This is a genomic window from Georgenia wangjunii (assembly GCF_036421975.1).
GTDB classification, from domain to species: Bacteria; Actinomycetota; Actinomycetes; order Actinomycetales; family Actinomycetaceae; genus Georgenia_A; species Georgenia_A wangjunii.
Map to the genome: position 1 here is coordinate 90,061 of NZ_JAZGON010000003.1, position 17,379 is coordinate 107,439.

The window sequence follows — 17,379 nt, forward strand, 5'->3', positions numbered from 1 at the left end:
ATGACGGACCCTGCTCCGCGCCATCGGAACCTCACGGAACGTTCATGTCGCGATATGGATCATTGGTTGACCCGTGCAACAAACCTCCCTAGGCTCGCGCTCACGGGTGGTATGGCCCGTCGACGACGGCGCAGATGTCGACGACGACGCGGATCGTTGCCCACCCGGACGAAAGCGGCGGCGGGCAATCCTCCGACCGTTCAGCAGATTCAAGGGAGAATCATGGTTCGACGTTCGAGACCCGTCAGCCGATGGCTGACCCGAGGCGCGGGAGTGCTGCTCGCCAGCACCCTCCTCGCCCCGGTAGCGGTGAGCACCGCGCACGCGGACACCGTGGACCCACCCCCGGAGCCCGTTCAGACCGAGGAGTTCGACGCCCTCGTCTTCAGCAAGACGGCCGCCTTCCGGCACAGCTCGATCCCCGCGGGCATCGCGGCGATCGAGCAGCTGGGGGAGGACCACGGCTTCACCGTGACGGCGACCGAGGACGCCGGCGCCTTCACCGCCGAGAACCTCGCCCAGTACGAGGTCGTCGTCTGGCTCTCCACGACGGGTGACGTGCTCAACGCGGCGCAGCAGAGCGCCTTCGAGGAGTACATCCAGGCCGGCGGTGGCTACGCGGGCATCCACGCCGCGAGCGACACGGAGTACGACTGGCAGTGGTACGGCGACCTCGTCGGTGCCTACTTCTCGGGCCACCCGCCCGGCACGCCGGCCGCGACCGTCGTCGTCGAGGACCCCGCACACCCCTCCACCGACCACCTCCCCGCACGCTGGGACCGGACCGACGAGTGGTACTCGTTCCAGGACAACCCGCGCGGTGACGTCCACGTCCTCGCCTCCCTCGACGAGTCCACGTACACCGCCGGCGGGAACGCCATGGGCGACGACCACCCCATCGCCTGGTGCCACGACTACGACGGCGGCCGCTCCTGGTACACCGGTGGCGGGCACACCGACGCCTCGTTCGCCGAGCCGGCGTTCCTCGAGCACATCCTCGAGGGCCTGCAGACCGCGGCCGGCGTCGTCCCTGCCGACTGCAACGCCTCCCTCGAGGCGAGCTTCGACAAGGTCGCCCTCGACCTCAACACCCAGAACCCGATGGACCTGGCCCCGACGCCCGACGGCCGGACCATCTTCGTCGAGCGTGACGGCCGGGTGCAGATCGTGCAGCCCAACGGTGGCACCACCACCGCCGCCACGATCCCGGTGACCCAGGTCCAGGAGTTCGGCCTGCTGGGCATCGAGCTCGACCCGGACTTCGCCGACAACGGCTGGGTGTACCTCTACTTCTCCCCGCAGGGGTCGACCTCCGATCGTGTCTCGAGGTTCACCCTCGAGGGCGACACCCTCGACCTCGCCACCGAGCAGATCCTGCTCGAGGTCGAGGTCCAGCGTGACGAGTGCTGCCACGCCGGTGGGGCTCTCCAGTTCGACGGTGAGGGCAACCTCTACGTCGCGACCGGTGACAACACCAACCCGTTCGCCTCGGACGGCTTCAGCCCGATCGACGAGCGTGCGGACCGTTCGGCCTGGGACGCGCAGCGGACGTCGGGCAACACCAACGACCTGCGCGGCAAGATCCTGCGGATCACCCCGCAGGACGACGGCACCGCCACGATCCCCGAGGGCAACCTCTTCGCGCCCGGGACCGACCTGACCCGCCCCGAGATCTTCGCGATGGGCTTCCGTAACCCGTTCAAGATCGGCCTCGACCCGCGCACCGACACGCTGCTGGTCGCCGACTACGGCCCGGACTCCGGCTCCACGAACCCGAACCGTGGGCCGGCCGGCATGGTCGAGTGGAACATCGTCGACGAGCCCGGCAACTACGGTTGGCCCCACTGCGTCGGAGAGAACGAGCCGTATCGCTCGTACGACTTCGCGACGGGCACGTCGGGCCCCGCGTTCGACTGCGCGAACGGTGCGACGAACGACTCGCCCCACAACACCGGGATGACCCAGCTGCCGCCGGCCGTGCCCGCGACCATCTGGTACCAGAACAACGGCCAGCGGAACAACGCCCCGGAGATCGGCAGCGGCGGCGGAGCACCGATGGCCGGCGGGGTCTACGTCTACGACGAGGACCTCGTCTCGGACCGCAAGTGGCCCGCCTACTACGACGGCAAGGCCGCCTTCGCCGAGTGGAACACCGGCAAGCTCTTCACCTTCCAGATGAACGACGACACCACCGAGGTCGTCGACATCAACCGGATCCTGCCGACGACGTCCTTCGCCCGGCCGCACGCCCTCGAGTGGGGCGCCGACGGCGCGCTGTACATGATCGAGTGGGGCTCCGGCTTCGGCGGCAACAACGCCGACTCCGGCGTCTACCGGATCGACTACACGTCCGGCTCCCGTGCACCCGTTGCCAGCGCCGCAGCCGACGTCACGTCCGGCCCGGTGCCGCTGGAGGTGAGCTTCAGCTCCGAGGGGTCGCGCGACCCCGACGGCGGCGAGGCCACCATCAGCTGGGACTTCGGCGACGGCACGACCTCCACGGAGGCCAACCCGACGCACACCTACACGACCGCGGGCAACTACACGGCCACGCTCACCGTCACCAACGAAGCCGGGACGGCGACGTCGGCCACGATCCCGATCGCGGCGGGCAACACGGCCCCGACGATCACGGTCAACGGCCCGCCCAACGGCGGCTTCTTCAGCTTCGGTGACGTCATCGCCTACAGCGTGACGGTGACCGACCCCGAGGACGGGGAGATCGACTGCGAGAACGTCATCGTGCAGCCGGCTCTCGGGCACGACGAGCACGCCCACCCGTACGCCCAGTACCGCGGGTGCGAGGGCACCATCCCCGTCAACGGCGACACCGGTCACATCGGTGCCGACATCTTCGGGATCATCACGGTGACCTACACCGACGAGGGCGCGCCCGGCGTGGACCCGCTCACGAGCCAGGAGATCGTCCTCCTCCAGCCCAAGCAGAAGGAGGCGGAGTTCTTCGCCGAGACGGGCCGTCTGCCCGGTTCGACGAGCACCGGTGACGCCGGCGTGCAGGTCGAGGAGACCACGGACTCCGGCGGTGGCCAGAACATCGGCTTCGCCGAGGTCGACGACTGGTTCTCCTTCGACCCGGTCAACCTCATGGGCATCGACGGCATCCGTCTGCGGGCGGCCTCCGAGCCCGGCGGCGTCGTCGACATCCGGACGGGCGCCCCCGACGGTGAGTCGATCGGCAGCGTCACCATCCCGGCGGGCGGCTGGCAGGCGTGGGGCAACTACGACCTCGAGCTGCCCGACGACGTCACGACGGAGAGCGGCCCGCTCTACTTCGTCATCACGAGCGGCCAGGCCAACATCAACTGGGTCGAGTTCATGGGCCGGGGCGTGACGGACAACGCCAGCCCGGTGCTCACGCTCTCGACCTCGGAGACGACGGGCCCGGCACCGCTGACGGTGGACTTCACCGCCGCGGCGACCGACTCGGACGACGACACCCCGCTCACGTACGCGTGGGACTTCGGGGACGGCGCCACGGCCGACACGGCCGCGGCATCGCACACCTACACGACGGCGGGCGCCTACACGGCAACCGTCACCGTGACCGACGCTCGCGGAGCGAGCGCCACGGCGTCCGTCGCCGTCACGGTCCGGGCCACGGCCGGGCAGTGCTTCGCCGGCCGGTCCGACGACTTCACCGGCGACGCGCTGGACACCGACCGGTGGACGACCGTCGTGCGCGGGAACCAGGACCTCCGGGTCGAGGACGGGCACCTCGTCATCCCGACCGCCGCCAGTGACATCTACGGCACGGACAACGCCGGGGCGCCGAACATCGTCCTGCAGGACCTGCCCTCCGGCCCGTTCACGGCCACCACCAAGGTGACCATGCCCGGTTCTGAGGCCTACCAGCAGGCCGGCCTCATCATCTACGGCGACGACGACAACTACGCCAAGATGGTCTTCTCCGGGCGCGACACCGCCGGGCCGAACCCGGCCTCTCGGGTGTTCCAGCTGATCCGCGAGGAGAACGCCGCCCCCAACGAGGTCGGCGACTCCCTCACCGCTGCGGTGGGCGCGGACTACCCCAGCACGGTGTGGGTGCGCTTCACCAGCGACGGGGAGAACCTCGTCTCGTCGTACAGCGCTGACGGTGTCGAGTTCACCGACATGCCCGAGACGAAGTCGCTCGACGGCATCGAGAACCCGAAGATCGGCCTCCTCTCGCTGCAGGGCGGCGGTCGCACCCAGGCCCCGGTCGACGCCTCGTTCGACTACTTCACGATCACGCCGGACGACAGCGTGCCCGCGTCGACCCCGAGCGACGAGTTCGTCGGCACGAGCCTCGACGACTGCCGCTGGGACGTCGTTCGTCCCGACCCCGAGCACCTTCGGGTCGTCGACGGCCACCTCGAGCTCGATGCCACCACCGGTGACATCTACGGGACCGACAACGGCACGCCGAGCAACTTCGTGCTCCAGCAGCTCGACGGCGACTGGATGGTGGAGACCGTCGTCGACGCCTCCGCGCTGAACCAGCAGTACGAGCAGGGCGGGTTGATCGTCTATGTCGATGACGACAACTACATCAAGTTCGACGTGGCCGCGCGGAACGCCGCGGGGAGCGCAGTGACGCTCGGGCTGGAGGTGCTCAGCGAGGTTGGCGGCGCCATCCAGAGCCCGCAGCCTGCGGCGAACGTGGAGCAGGGCGTGTGGCACCTGCGCCTGCAGAAGGTCGGTGACACGTTCACGGGTTCCTACTCCGCCGACGGCACCGAGTGGACGACGTTCGAGCCGGTGAGCAACGCTCCCGCCGCCGCCAGCGGCCGGGTCGGGCTCTTCGCCCTCGGCACCTCCTCGACGGAGAACCAGACCGTCACGTTCGACTACTTCCGCGTCGATGGTGAGCCCGGTGAAGAGCCCGGTGAGCCCGGTGAGCCTGGCGAGCCCGGTGAGCCTGGCGAGCCCGGTGAGCCCGGTGAGCCTGGCGAGCCCGGTGAGCCTGGCGAGCCCGGTGAGCCCGGTGAGCCCGGCGAGCCCGGCGAGCCCGGCGAGCCCGGTGAGCCCGGTGAGCCTGGCGAGCCCGGTGAGCCCGGTGAGCCCGGTGAGCCCGGCGAGCCCGGCACCCCGGGTGAGCCCGGCGAGCCCGGCGAGCCCGGCGAGCCCGGCACCCCGGGTGAGCCCGGCGAGCCCGGCACCCCGGGTGAGCCCGGCCAGCCCGGTGAGCCTGGCGAGCCCGGTACCCCCGGTCAGCCTGGCGACAACGGCCAGGACGGCACCGACGGTCGTCCCGGCGGCAGCGGCTCCGGTTCGGGCGGCAGCGGTTCCGGCTCCGGTTCCGGTTCCGGCGGCACCGGCGGCGGCTCTGAGCTGCCGCGTACCGGCGCCGACATCGGCCTCCTCGCGATCGCGGGGATGCTCCTCCTCGCAGGGGCCGGCGTGGTCGCCGTCCGCACCCGTCGTATGACGGTCGGCGGCTAGTCCACCTGACGGAGGCCCCTGGTCAGCTTCGGCTGACCAGGGGCCTTCGCGTTGTCCCGGACCGACCTGGGCACGCGACTGTCCTCGGGCTGGGCGTGGCCATGCCGCGCGCTCCGGAGCTGGAGCTCGCCGAACCGTTGAGCGCTGTCAGGCGCAGGAGCCGGCGAACCGACCGTGGGCTGCCCCTGCACTGCCCGGCGCTGGACGCCGGGGTGCGGTCCGCTCGCCCGCGCGGCGGGACGCACCGATGACGAGAGCCCCGCTCCTGCGTCTGCAGGAGCGGGGCTCTCGTGTGCGGAGCCGCCTAAGAGAATCGAACTCTTGACCTTCTCATTACGAGTGAGACGCTCTACCGACTGAGCTAAGGCGGCGCGTCCTGGGCTGACCAGGACAGCGCGGACAACTGTACCGGGACGAGGCCCGAGGACCAAAGCGGCTCAGCAGGTGAGCCCGTCCGGGGGCAGGGTGCCCTCGAGGAGGTAGGCGTCGACGGCCTCGGTGATGCAGTCGTTCGAGCGTCCGTAGGCGGTGTGCCCCTGCCCCTCGTAGGTGACGAGGACGGCGTCGGCGAGCTGGTCCGCCATGCTGACGGACCACTCGTACGGCGTCGCCGGGTCGCCCGTCGTGCCGATGACGACGACGGGCGCGGCCCCCTCCGCCGCGATCGGCGCGCGCTCCGCGTCGGAGGGGTGCGGCCAGGTCTGGCACGCGATGTCCCCGAAGGCGAGCATGCTCCCGAAGGTCGGGGAGAGCTCGGCGAGCGTCTCGGCCTCCGCCCGCATCTGCTCGATGTCGGTGGCGACGGGGTAGTCGAGGCAGTTGATGGCCGGGAACGCCTCCTGGGCGTTGGAGCTGTAGCTGCCGTCGAGCTCGCGCTCGGCGCCGAGGTCGGCGAGGAGGAGGAGCTGGGAGCCGTCCTGGTCCTTCATGGCGGCCTGGAGCGCCGAGCTGAGCAGCGGCCAGTAGGCGTCCTCGTAGAGCGGCAGGATGATGCCTGAGGCCATGAGGCTCACGGTGAGCTCGCGGTCCGTGCCGGTGGGCAGGGGCGTGGACTCGGCCATGGCGAGGAGGTCCTGGACCTGCCCGACGGCGTCGTCGACATCACCGGACAGGGGGCAGTCGTCACCGGCGAGGCAGTCCTCGACGAAGGCGCGCAGCGCGTTCTCGAAGCCGACCGCCTGCCCCATGACGAGCCCGGTCGAGTCGAGCGCGGGGTCGACGGCGCCGTCGAGGACGAGCCGGCCGACGTTCTCCGGGAAGAGGTCGGCGTACGTGGCGCCGAGGAGCGTGCCGTAGGAGTAGCCGAGGTAGGCCAGCTGCGGGTCACCGAGGACGTGCCGCAGCACGTCGAGGTCGCGGGCGGCGCTGACGGTGTCGACGTGGGCGAGGAGCTCGCCGGTGTTCTCGGCGCAGCTCGCGGCGAGCTCCTCGGTGGCGGCGGTGTACTCGGCGAGGCCGGCGTCCGTGTCGAGGTCGTACTCGGCGGAGCGGATCTCGTCGAGCTCGACGTCGCTCACGCAGTCGATGGCGTCGGACTCCCCGACACCGCGGGGGTCGAACCCGACGACGTCGTACCCGGCGAGGAGGTCCTCGCTGAAGAGCATGCCGACCGCCTCGACGAAGCTCGTCCCCGACCCGCCGGGACCACCGGGGTTGACGAGCAGCGAGCCGAGGCGGGTATCGGCGTCCTCGGTGACGTGACGCTTGAGCGCGAGCTCGATCTGCTCGCCGTCGGGCTCGTCGTAGTCGAGGGGCACGGTTACACGGGTGCAGTCGAACCGCGAGCCGCACTCCTCCCAAGCGACCTCCTGGGCGTAGACGTCCTCGAGGCCCGGGGGCGGCGCGGGCAGGTCCGCGGCCGGGGCGGACGACGCCGCGCGGGTGGTCTCGGCGGACCTCTCCTCGGGCTCGGCGTCCGAGCAGCCGGACAGGAGGAGGGCGGCGACCACGAACGCGGTCAGGGCGGCTGGGCGCGCGGTACGTGACACGCCCTCACAGTACAAGCGCGGCCCCACCACCTCCCCCGACCATCCGCCAGCATCCCCCCGCTCCGCCACCCCGCGGCGCCCGGTACCCGCCCTCACCCACCTCCTCGTGATCATGCAGAAGTGCCGCCGGGCGCCAGCACTTCTGCATGATCACCTCAGGGCGGGGTTCGCCGGGCGGGAGGGTCAGGCCTGGGGGCGCAGGGCGACCATCATCGCCTCGACCGCGAGGAGCGGGGCGACGTTCCCCTCGAGCCGGGTGCGCGCCGTGGCGACGGCGTCCATCCGGCGCACGGTCTGCTCGGGGTCGGAGGACGCAGCGAGCTCGCGCACCTGCGCGCGGAGCTCGGTGTTGACGAGCTCGACGTCGGCGCCGAGCTGGACGACGAGGACGTCGCGGTAGAGGGACAGCAGGTCCACCATGGCGCCGTCCAGGACGTCGCGCTGGGCGCGCGTGGCGCGCCGCTTCTGGTCCTCCTCGAGCTGGCGCACCTGGGACCGGAGCGCGGGCGGCAGCGTGCGCTGGCCCTCTCCGCCGAGCGTGCGCAGGAGCTCGGCGCGCTCCGCCGCGTCCCGCTCCTCCGTCGCGGCCTTGCCCTGCGCCTGCGCGCGCTCGACGAGGTCGGCCGCGGCGAGGACGGCGTCCCCCACCCCGCGGATGCTCACCGGGATGGCGAGCAGCGCCCGCCGTCGGGCACGGGCGTCGTCGTCGCGGGCGAGGCGGCGCGCGATGCCCACGTGGCTCTGCGCCGCCCGCGCCGCGGTGAGCGCGACGTCGGGGTGGATCCCGTCGCGGCGGACGAGGAGGTCGGCGACGTCCTGGGCGCCGGGCACGCGCAGGGAGATCGTCCGGCAGCGCGAGCGGATCGTCGTGATGACGTCCTGCGGGCTCGGTGCGCACAGGAGCCAGACCGTGCGCGGCGGCGGCTCCTCGATCGCCTTGAGCAGGACGTTGGACGTCCGCTCGACCATGCGGTCCGCGTCCTCGACGAGGACGACGCGCCACCGTCCCTGCGACGGCGAGCGCTGCGCCGTCGCGACGAGGGGGCGCACCTCGTCGATGCTGATGATGACCCGCTCGGTGCGCACGACCGTGACGTCGGCGTGGGTGCCCGCGAGCGCCGTCGTGCACCCGTGGCAGCGCCCGCAGCCGGGCTCGTCAGGGTCGGTGCACTCGAGCGCGGCGGCGAACGCGCGCGCCGCCACGGACCGCCCGGAGCCGGGCGGCCCCGTCAGCAGCCACGCGTGGGTCATCGACCCGGCCGCCTCGTCGTCCCCGGTGACGGCGGGCTCGGGAGCGCCGCCGGCGAGGTCGCGGGCGACGACCTGCCGGGCGGCCCGGACCGCCGACCGCAGCGTCGCGACGACCTCGGGCTGCCCGACGACGTCGTCCCACACGCTCACGCCGCGCCCCCGGCGAGCAGCGGGGCGAGCCGGGCCCGGATGGCGGCGTGGACGTCATCGGGCGCCTGCGCGGCGTCGACGAGGAGGTAGCGCGCGGGCTCCGCGCCAGCGGCGGCGAGGAAGTGGGCGCGCACCCGCTCGTGGAAGGCCGCGGCCTCGCGCTCGAGCCGGTCCGGGGCGCCGGCGCGACGCGCGGCCGCGGCGGCGGGATCGAGGTCGAGCACGACCGTGACGTGCGGCATGAGCCCGCGGGTGGCCCACAGCGACAGGTCACGCACCTCCTGCTCCCCGAGGCCGCGGGCCCCGCCCTGGTAGGCGACCGAGGAGTCGATGTAGCGGTCGGTGACGACGACGGCGCCGCGCGCGAGCGCCGGGCGCACGAGGGAGTGGACGTGGTGCGCGCGGTCGGTGGCGAAGAGGAGCGCCTCCGTGCGGGCGTCGAGGTCCTCGCCGTGGAGGAGCGCCTCGCGCAGCACCCGGCCGAGCGCCGTGCCGCCCGGCTCGCGGGTGAGGACGACCTCGCGCCCCCGGGTGCCCAGCCAGTCCCCGAGCAGACGCGCCTGCGTGGTCTTGCCCGCGCCGTCGCCGCCCTCGAGGGCGACGAAGAGCCCCGCGCCGGCGGGGCTGGCGAGCGAGGCGGCAGCGGCGGGGAGTGTCACCGGCCCAGCGTAACGACGCCCGCCGACGCCGGACGCCGCCGCTCCCCAAGGCCGCCGCTACTCCCCCGGGTAGACGACACCGAGCTGGCGGCGCACCTCGTCCATCGTGCGCATGACGTCGAGCGTGCCCTGCCACGGCATGACGGCGGACTCCTGCTCACCGGCGGCGATGCAGCGAGCCGCCTCGGCGGCCTGGAACTGGAACCCGCCGTCGGGCACCTCGCTGACCTCGGTCCGCTCGTCGCCGACGACGACGGTGTAGGGGGCGGGCTGGTAGAACTCCCGCCCGATCTCGATGCGGCCCTCGTCGCCGCTGATGCTCGCGGTGGTCGCCGTCGTCGCCCACAGGCTCGCCGTGCACACGGCGAGGGTGCGCGCCCCGTAGCGCAGGACGACCGTCTCCTGGCCGTCCACCCCCGTGTCCGTCAGCTGCCCGACGGCGACGACCTCGTCGGGCACCCCGAGGATGTCGTGCGCGAAGGAGATCGGGTAGACGGCGAGGTCGAGGAGCGCGCCGCCCGCGAGGTCGGGGTTGAGGAGCCGGTGCGCGGGCTCGAAGTCGAGCCGCTGCCCGTGGTCCGCGTACAGCCCGGTGATCTGCCCGAGGCGGCCTGAGCGGACGATCTCGCGGATCGACGCCATGTGGGGCAGGAAGCGCGTCCACATGGCCTCCATGACGAAGACGCCCCGCTCGCGCGCCGCGGCGAAGACCTCCTCAGCCTCGGCGGCGCTGCGCGTGAACGACTTCTCGACGAGGACGTGCTTGCCCGCCCCGATCGCGAGGAGCGCGTTGTCGCGGTGCTCGCTGTGCGGGGTCGCGACGTAGACGACGTCGACGGCGGGGTCCGCGACGAGCTCGGCGTAGCTGCCGTGCGCGGAGGCGATCTCGTGCTCGGCGGCGAACGTCGCCGCGCGATCGGCCGTCCGGGAGCCGACGGCGACGATCTCCTGGCGCGTGCGGGGCCGGACCTCGCGGACGAAGTGCCCGGCGATGCCGCCGCTGCCGAGGATCCCCCAGCGCAGCGGCGGGGCCTGGGCGGGGTCCGGGACGGTCACGGCAGGTAGGGCGGTGGGCGCGGAGGTCATGGCGCCAGGCTAGTGGCGACGTGCGCCCACGGCGCCGTCGGGGCCGGCGCCCGCCGCTGGCCAGCGTGCGGCGCGATCAGCGGCGAGGGGCGTCGTCGTCCTCGTCGTCCGCGACCCCCGTGCGGGTCCAGCTGTACGGGCTCCGCTCCGCGTAGGACCACATGACGACGACCATCGCGGTGGCGGCGATGCCGACGACGCCGAGCGCGAACCCGAGCGGGATGACGTCGGTGAAGCCGAGGACGAGGGCGACGACGATGACGACGGCGCTCCCGACGGGGACGTAGAGGAACGCCTTCGAGCTGGTCGGGCCGGGCGGCTGGCCACTGTCGACGTAGTCCTTCATGACTCCACCCTGCCACGGGTGGCACCACCGTGTCCCGGCCTTCGTCCGGCCGAGGCCGCCCGACCTAGCGGCCCGAGCCGGGCAGGTCGCTCGTGGGGTCGTAGCCGTAGCGCACGTTCGCGCTGCCGGCGTCGATCGTCGACGCCGGCGCCCCGGCGGAGAGCGCCTCGGCGCGGGCAGAGCGCTCCCGCCGTCGGCGCTGGCCACGCTGGATGACGAAGACCTCGACGAGCGTGACGAGCGCGATCCCCCCGATGACGACCCCGAACGGGATGACGTCCGCCAGCCACAGCCCCACCAGCCCGATGATGAGGACCGAGCTCACCGCTGCGACGGCGAGGAGCTGCTTGGTCTGGGGCGGCATCGAGGCCTTCGGGTTCGTCTCCATGGATCCGATGGTGCCACGGGCGCCCGCCTGGTCATCCACCCGGCGGGTAGCGGCGGCCTACCCCTTGGGCGTGGCCTTCTTCGCGGGGGCCTTCTTCGCCGGCGCGCGCTTCGTCGTCGTCTTGCGGACGGTCGGCTTCTTCTTGGCCGGCCCCTTGGCCCTCTTCTCGGCGAGGAGCTCGAAGCCGCGCTCGGGCGTGATCTCCTCGATGTCGTCGTCCTTGCGCAGGGTCGCGTTCGTCTCGCCGTCGGTGACGTAGGCCCCGAAGCGCCCGTCCTTGATGACGACCGGCTTCTTGCTCACCGGGTCCTCACCGAGCTCTCGCAGCGGGGGCTTCGCAGTCGCGCCGCGCCCGCGCTTGGGCTGGGAGTAGAGCTCGAGCGCCTCGGCCAGCGTGATGTCGAAGATCTGGTCCTCACCGCCCGGCAGGGTGCGCGAGTCGGTGCCGCGCTTGAGGTAGGCGCCGTAGCGGCCGTTCTGGGCCGTGATGACCTCCCCGGACTCCGGGTCGGTCCCGACCTCGCGCGGCAGGGAGAGCAGGCGCAGGGCGTCCTCGAGCGTGACCGTCTCGAGCTGCATGGTGGAGAACAGCGACGCCGTGCGCGGCTTGGGCTTCGCGGCGGCCTTCTTCGCGGCGGGCTTCTTCTTCGCGGCGGGTGCGGCCGGCCCGTCGGCGGGCGCGGGGGCCGGGGCCGGCGCGGGATCCTCGTCCTCGGGCAGGACCTCGGTGACGTACGGGCCGTAGCGTCCCGTCTTCGCGATGATCATGTTGCCGGAGACCGGGTCGGGACCGAGCTCGCGGCCGTCCTCGGCGCCGGCGGCGAAGAGCTCGCGGGCCTTGTCCGGCGTCAGCTCGTCGGGGGCGACGTCGTCAGGGACGCTCGCGCGCTCGTCCGCCCCGCCGTCAGCGCCGGCCCGCTCGAGGTAGGGGCCGTAGCGGCCCACCCGCACGGTGATGCCCTCGCCGATGTCGATGCTGTTGACGGCGCGGGCATCGATGTCGCCCAGGCCCTCGACGAGCGTGCGCAGCCCGTCACGCTCGGCGTCACCGCGGTAGAATCGCGTCAGCCAGGCCACGCGCTGCTCCGTGCCCGTGGCGATCCGGTCGAGGTCCTCCTCCATCGAGGCCGTGAAGTCGTAGTCGACGAGGCGCGGGAGGTTCTCCTCGAGGAGGCGGACCACCGAGAACGCGAGCCACGTCGGCACGAGCGCCTGCCCACGACGGTCGACGTACCCGCGGTCGGTGATGACCGAGATCGTCGCCGCGTACGTCGAGGGCCGGCCGATGCCCCGCTCCTCCATCGCCTTGACGAGGCTGGCCTCGGTGTAGCGCGGGGGTGGCGTCGTTTCGTGCCCCTCGGCGGTCACCTCGTCGGTGTCGAGGGCGTCACCCTCGCGGACCTCGGGCAGCCGGGTCTCGCGCTGGTCGCCGCCGGACTCGCCGTAGCGGTCGGCGTCGCGGCCCTCCTCGTAGGCGGCGAGGAACCCGCGGAAGGTGATGACGGTGCCGGACGCGGTCAGCTCGGCGCGGCGCGCGCCGTCGGCGAGCTCGGCCGTGGCCGCGACCCGGAGGGTGGCGGTCGAGCCGCGGGCGTCGGCCATCTGCGAGGCGACGGTCCGCTTCCAGATGAGCTCGTACAGGCGGAACTGGGCGCCGGTCAGCTCCCCGGCCACCTGTGCCGGGGTGCGGAAGGAGTCACCGGCGGGGCGGATGGCCTCGTGCGCCTCCTGGGCGCCCTTGGCCTTGTCCGCATACATCCGCGGCTTCTCGGGGACGTACTCGGCGCCGTAGAGCTCCCCCGCCTGGCGGCGGGCGGCGGAGATCGCCTGCCCGGACAGCGCCGGGGAGTCGGTCCGCATGTACGTGATGTAGCCGTTCTCGTACAACCCCTGGGCTGTACGCATGGCCTCGCGCGCGCTCATGCGCAGCTTGCGGCTGGCCTCCTGCTGCAGGGTCGAGGTGGTGAACGGCGCGGCGGGCCGACGCGTGTACGGCTTGGTCTCCATCGAGACGACGCGGGCCGGGGACGTCTCGAGCGCCGTCGCGAGCGCGCGCGCCGTGGTCTCATCGAGGTGGACGGCCTCCGCACGGACGGCGGCGGGCTTGAGCGCGCCGTCGTCGCCGAAGTCCCGGCCGGTGGCGACCTTCTTCCCGTCGAGCGTGACGAGACGCGCGACGAAGGGCTTGCGCCCCTCGGCCGCCTCCTCGCTGCCGCCGGTGAAGGTGCCCTTGACGTCCCAGTACGACGCAGCACGGAACGCCATGCGCTCACGCTCCCGCTCGACGACCATCCGGGTCGCCACGGACTGCACGCGCCCGGCGGAGATGCCGGGCTTGATCTTGCGCCACAGGAGGGGGGAGACCTCGTACCCGACGAGGCGGTCGAGGATCCGCCGCGTCTCCTGCGCGTCGACGAGGCGCGTGTCGAGCTCACGGGTGTTCTCCAGCGCCCGGGCGATCGCCTCCTTCGTGATCTCGTGGAAGACCATCCGCTTGACGGGGACCTTCGGCTTGAGGACGTCGAGGAGGTGCCACGCGATGGCCTCGCCCTCGCGGTCCTCATCGGTGGCGAGGTAGAGCTCGTCCGCGTCCTTGAGCAGCCGCTTGAGCTCGGTGACCTTCTTCTTCTTGTCCGCGTCGACGACGTAGTAGGGGGCGAAGTCCCCCTCGACGTCGACGGCGAACTTGCCGAAGGGACCCTTCTTCATGTCCGCGGGGAGCTCGGACGGCTGGGGCAGGTCGCGGATGTGCCCGACGCTCGCCTCGACCTCGAACTCGGGTCCGAGATAGCCGCCGATGGTCCGCGCCTTCGCGGGTGACTCGACGATGACGAGCTTGCGGGCGGTGCTGGTCACGCGGGACCTTCCTTCGTGGGTACCGGGCGGGTGACCTCGGCAGAGTTTCTCGCGCTGACCGTACATCGTCCTCGCGCCGGAGCCGGAGCGGTGTGTGGAGGAGCTGCGTGGCGCGCGCCTCGTCGGCCTCGGTCACCTCCACCGTATGTCAGGTCTCCGGGACGATGCCGTCCGGGACGGCCCGCCCGGCCTGGCTGCTGGAGGACGCCGTCCCCTGCGAGACGACCGGGCGCAGCGCGTCGAGGCAGCGCCGGATGCTCGACGCGACGGCGCTCGCCGGGAGGAACGCGTCGTCCGGGTAGTGCCCGCGCACCCGCTGCATCTCGGCGACCAGACCCTCGAGCGCGTCGGCCGCCGCGGCGTAGTCGTCGTCACCGTCGTCTCCCGCACCCGAGGTCTGGGCGTGGCGCACGGTCTCGAGCGCGGTCGCGAGCGCCGCCAGCGCGCGGGCCGCCGCCGGCCGCAGCTCGGGCCCGAGCGCGACGCGTTCGTTCTCCGCGCGCTCCTCGGAGATGAGGATCTCGGTGAGGTTCTCGACGAGGAACGCGGCCTGGTCGAGCGAGCGCGCCTGCTGCACGCTGTGGGCGAGAGGCTCGGCGTAGTGGCGGGCGCGCCGGTTCCCGCGGCCGGCCTCCTCCGCCTCCCGCACGGCTGTGCGCATCGTGGCGATGAGGGGCTCGAGGGTGCGCCGGTGCGCCGCCCACTCGTCCGCGTCGGGCGGGGTGTCGCGGTCGAGGCCGTCCGCGAGGTCGCGCAGCTGCGCCACGAGCATCGCCCGCACGCGCATGACGGCCTCCTGCGCCGGGGCCAGCGGGAGCGCGGGGAACACCCACGTGACGCCCAGACCGATGGCGGCACCCACCGCCGTGAGGCCGGCGAAAGCCCCGACGTAGCCAGCCGGGTCGGTCTGGCCGAACACAAGCGTGAAGAGCGCACCGGTGACGACCCAGCTGCCCATCGAGCCGAGGACGCGCCACCCCGCGACGAGGACCCCGAGGGCCACGACCAGCGCCACGCCCAGGACGTTCGGCTCGCCCACGCTGTCGATGACGAGGGCGATCACCGCGCCGAGGGCGATGCTGGCGACCGCCTGCACGCTCTCGCGCACCGACCCCGCGAGCGTGAAGGACGTCGCGACGACGGCGCCCATCGGCGCGTAGTAGGGGTAGTCACCCAGCGGGTCCGGCATGGCGAGCCCGACGTACCAGGCGATCGCCGCGGCGACGGCGGCGCGCACCGCCATGGCGAGGCGCGGGTGCCGCGCCCACGTGCGCCCGAGCCAGCCGGGACGGCGCCGGCGCCAGCGCTCGAGAAGGTCACCCATGCCCCCATCGTGCCCCCGGGGGCGTTCCCCCGCGGGCCGGGAGCGTCTCCCCGCGGGCCGGGAGCACCTCCTCGACGGGGTAGCGCCGTCGAGTCCGGTCGATGACGAGGGCCACGGTGCCCATGACGGCCGCCGCTGCCGCCCCGAGCCCATATCCCGCCGAGGACGCGAGGAGCCCACGCCGGGAGCCGGGGTCAGGCGGGGCGGGGCAGGCCGAGCCGGGTCTCGACGCCCGGTGAGAAGTGCACCATCGGCGGCTCGCCCGGGAGCGGCAGCCCGGCGGCGACGAGGAGGCCGCCGGCATCGACGCGTGCCGTCGCCTCGTGCAGCGGCCACGGCGGGTGCTCGGCCGGGACGCGCCACACCCGCCCGGCGCGCCGGCTGAACGCCCACCACCGGGCGGTGAGCTCGACGACGAGGTCGTCGGGGTCCGCGATGCGCGGGCCCGCCTCGACGAGGGCCCGGACGCCGGCGCCGCGCGGCCCCGGGCCCGCTCGGCGCGAGCTGGCGTAGGCCACCCTGCCGCGCTCGCGATCGGTCTGCAGGGCCATGGCCGCCCACATGTACGGCAGACCGAGGACCCGGAGCGCACCGATGACGGGCAGGCGGGGGCAGTCGAGGGAGAAGAACCAGATCCCGGCCGTCCCGTCCCGGTCGCGGACGTACGTCCGGACGTTGACCTCCGGGAAGGTCGACAGGTGCGGGAGGGGCGGCACGCGGGGAAGACGGACGTCGCGCATCCGGAACGGCGTCACGCCCACCCACGCCCGGCCGTCGAGGTCATGGACTCTCAGGCCGGGCGGGAGGAGCGCCTGGACGGTCGTGACGGGAAAGCTCCAGTGGAGGAAGGTGATGTCCTCCCACCCCTGGACGTTCGCGGCCAGGCCCACCCTGTGCGGCGGGTCCTGGGCCGGCACCACGCGCTCCTCCCTCCGCCGGCGCGTCAGAAGACCGGCTGGCCGCCCGTGACGCCGAGGACGGTGCCGGACACGTAGCTCGCCTCGTCGCTGCCGAGGTACACGAACGCCGTCGCCACCTCGATCGGCTGCCCGGCGCGGCCGAGCGGTGTCTGCGCGCCGAAGTCCTCGACCTTCTCCGGCGGCATGGTCGCCGGGATGAGCGGGGTCCAGATCGGGCCCGGTGCGACAGCGTTGACGCGGATGCCCCGCGGGCCGAGCTCGGCGGCGAGGTTGACGACGAGGTTGTTGAGGGCGGCCTTCGTCGCGGCGTAGTCGAGGAGCGGCTCGGACGGCTGGAACGCCTGGATCGACGTCGTCACGATGATGCTCGCCCCATCGGTGAGGTGCGGCGAGAGCGCCTTGACGAGCCAGAACGTCGCGAAGACGTTCGTGGCGAAGGTCCGCTCGATCTGCTCCGGCGGGAAGTCCTCGATGCCGCCGGGGTGGGCCATCTGGAAGGCCGCGTTGCTCACGAGGATGTCGACCTGCCCGAGGGCCTCGATCGCCTGCCGCGCGAGCTCGGCGTTGGCCGGCTCGGTGCGCTGGTCCGTTGGCAGGAGCACGCAGGTGAGGCCGGCGCGCTCGACCTGACGCTTCGTCTCCTCCGCGTCGGCCTGCTCCTGCGGGAGGTAGGAGATCGCGACGTCGGCACCCTCCTTGGCGTAGGCGATCGCCGTCGCGCGGCCGATGCCGGAGTCACCACCGGTGATGAGCGCCTTCTTGCCGACGAGGCGCTCGCGGCCGGTGTAGCTCTCCTCACCGTGATCGGGGGTCGGGTCGAGGGCGGGCGTGGCGCCAGGCCACTCCTGGGTCTGGGCTGGGATGTCTGGGGTGTCTGTGCTCATGCTCAATGGTGCAAAGCACGGGGCTCGCGCGCACGTCGGGACGAGGGTTCCATGCCGGTCCGCGCCACACTCGTGACGGGTGTGA

The 17,379-nt window shown here is 72.9% G+C and carries 11 protein-coding genes and 1 tRNA gene; 1 reads left to right on the forward strand and 11 read right to left on the reverse strand.

Annotated elements, in window-relative coordinates; all coding sequences use genetic code 11:
- Positions 1–222 precede the first annotated feature (222 nt).
- Positions 223–5,442 (forward strand): ThuA domain-containing protein, encoded by a 5,220-nt coding sequence (locus V2J63_RS06605; RefSeq protein ID WP_491062222.1) that lies wholly within the window; start codon positions 223–225, stop codon positions 5,440–5,442.
- A gap of 298 nt (positions 5,443–5,740) precedes the next feature.
- Here V2J63_RS06605 and V2J63_RS06610 read toward each other — a convergent pair.
- The 11 genes from V2J63_RS06610 to V2J63_RS06660 form a co-directional block, all read right to left on the reverse strand.
- Positions 5,741–5,813, reverse strand: a tRNA-Thr gene (locus tag V2J63_RS06610).
- Positions 5,814–5,879: 66 nt separating this feature from the next.
- A complete protein-coding gene (locus tag V2J63_RS06615; RefSeq protein WP_331230224.1) occupies positions 5,880–7,430 on the reverse strand; it encodes an alpha/beta hydrolase in 1,551 nt (516 codons plus the stop codon).
- 183 nt (positions 7,431–7,613) lie between these two features.
- Positions 7,614–8,831, reverse strand: coding sequence for a DNA polymerase III subunit delta' (locus V2J63_RS06620; RefSeq protein ID WP_331230225.1), 1,218 nt, complete (start codon positions 8,829–8,831; stop codon positions 7,614–7,616).
- On the reverse strand, positions 8,828–9,490 hold the full coding sequence (gene tmk / locus V2J63_RS06625; protein ID WP_331230226.1) for a dTMP kinase: 663 nt from the start codon (positions 9,488–9,490) through the stop codon (positions 8,828–8,830). The genes V2J63_RS06620 and tmk overlap by 4 nt, the downstream gene beginning before the upstream one ends.
- Positions 9,491–9,547: 57 nt before the next feature.
- Positions 9,548–10,576, reverse strand: a complete 1,029-nt coding sequence (locus tag V2J63_RS06630; protein ID WP_331230227.1) for a Gfo/Idh/MocA family protein — start codon at positions 10,574–10,576, stop codon at positions 9,548–9,550.
- Between the two features lie 76 nt (positions 10,577–10,652).
- Positions 10,653–10,922 carry a hypothetical protein gene (locus V2J63_RS06635; RefSeq protein WP_331230228.1) on the reverse strand — a complete coding sequence of 90 codons (270 nt, stop codon included), beginning with the start codon at positions 10,920–10,922 and terminating at the stop codon, positions 10,653–10,655.
- Positions 10,923–10,986: 64 nt separating this feature from the next.
- The gene (locus V2J63_RS06640) at positions 10,987–11,310 is read right to left on the reverse strand and encodes a hypothetical protein (protein WP_331230229.1); all 324 of its coding nucleotides are present in this window, start codon (positions 11,308–11,310) and stop codon (positions 10,987–10,989) included.
- 57 nt (positions 11,311–11,367) lie between these two features.
- The gene (topA, locus tag V2J63_RS06645) at positions 11,368–14,166 is read right to left on the reverse strand and encodes a type I DNA topoisomerase (protein WP_331230230.1); all 2,799 of its coding nucleotides are present in this window, start codon (positions 14,164–14,166) and stop codon (positions 11,368–11,370) included.
- A gap of 148 nt (positions 14,167–14,314) precedes the next feature.
- The gene (locus V2J63_RS06650) at positions 14,315–15,490 is read right to left on the reverse strand and encodes an FUSC family protein (RefSeq protein WP_331230231.1); all 1,176 of its coding nucleotides are present in this window, start codon (positions 15,488–15,490) and stop codon (positions 14,315–14,317) included.
- Between the two features lie 194 nt (positions 15,491–15,684).
- Positions 15,685–16,407, reverse strand: a complete 723-nt coding sequence (locus tag V2J63_RS06655; protein WP_331230232.1) for a YqjF family protein — start codon at positions 16,405–16,407, stop codon at positions 15,685–15,687.
- Positions 16,408–16,433: 26 nt separating this feature from the next.
- A complete protein-coding gene (locus tag V2J63_RS06660) occupies positions 16,434–17,294 on the reverse strand; it encodes an SDR family oxidoreductase (protein ID WP_331230233.1) in 861 nt (286 codons plus the stop codon).
- Positions 17,295–17,379: the final 85 nt, after the last annotated feature.

What these genes read in the sequence shown, in the direction of transcription:
- V2J63_RS06605 (WP_491062222.1), top strand. Translation starts at nt 223, where the DNA reads ATGGTTCGACGTTCGAGACCCGTCAGCCGATGGCTGACCCGAGGCGCG.
- V2J63_RS06630 (WP_331230227.1), bottom strand. Translation starts at nt 10,576, where the DNA reads ATGACCTCCGCGCCCACCGCCCTACCTGCCGTGACCGTCCCGGACCCC.
- V2J63_RS06635 (WP_331230228.1), bottom strand. Translation starts at nt 10,922, where the DNA reads ATGAAGGACTACGTCGACAGTGGCCAGCCGCCCGGCCCGACCAGCTCG.
- V2J63_RS06640 (WP_331230229.1), bottom strand. Translation starts at nt 11,310, where the DNA reads ATGGAGACGAACCCGAAGGCCTCGATGCCGCCCCAGACCAAGCAGCTC.
- V2J63_RS06650 (WP_331230231.1), bottom strand. Translation starts at nt 15,490, where the DNA reads ATGGGTGACCTTCTCGAGCGCTGGCGCCGGCGCCGTCCCGGCTGGCTC.
- V2J63_RS06660 (WP_331230233.1), bottom strand. Translation starts at nt 17,294, where the DNA reads ATGAGCACAGACACCCCAGACATCCCAGCCCAGACCCAGGAGTGGCCT.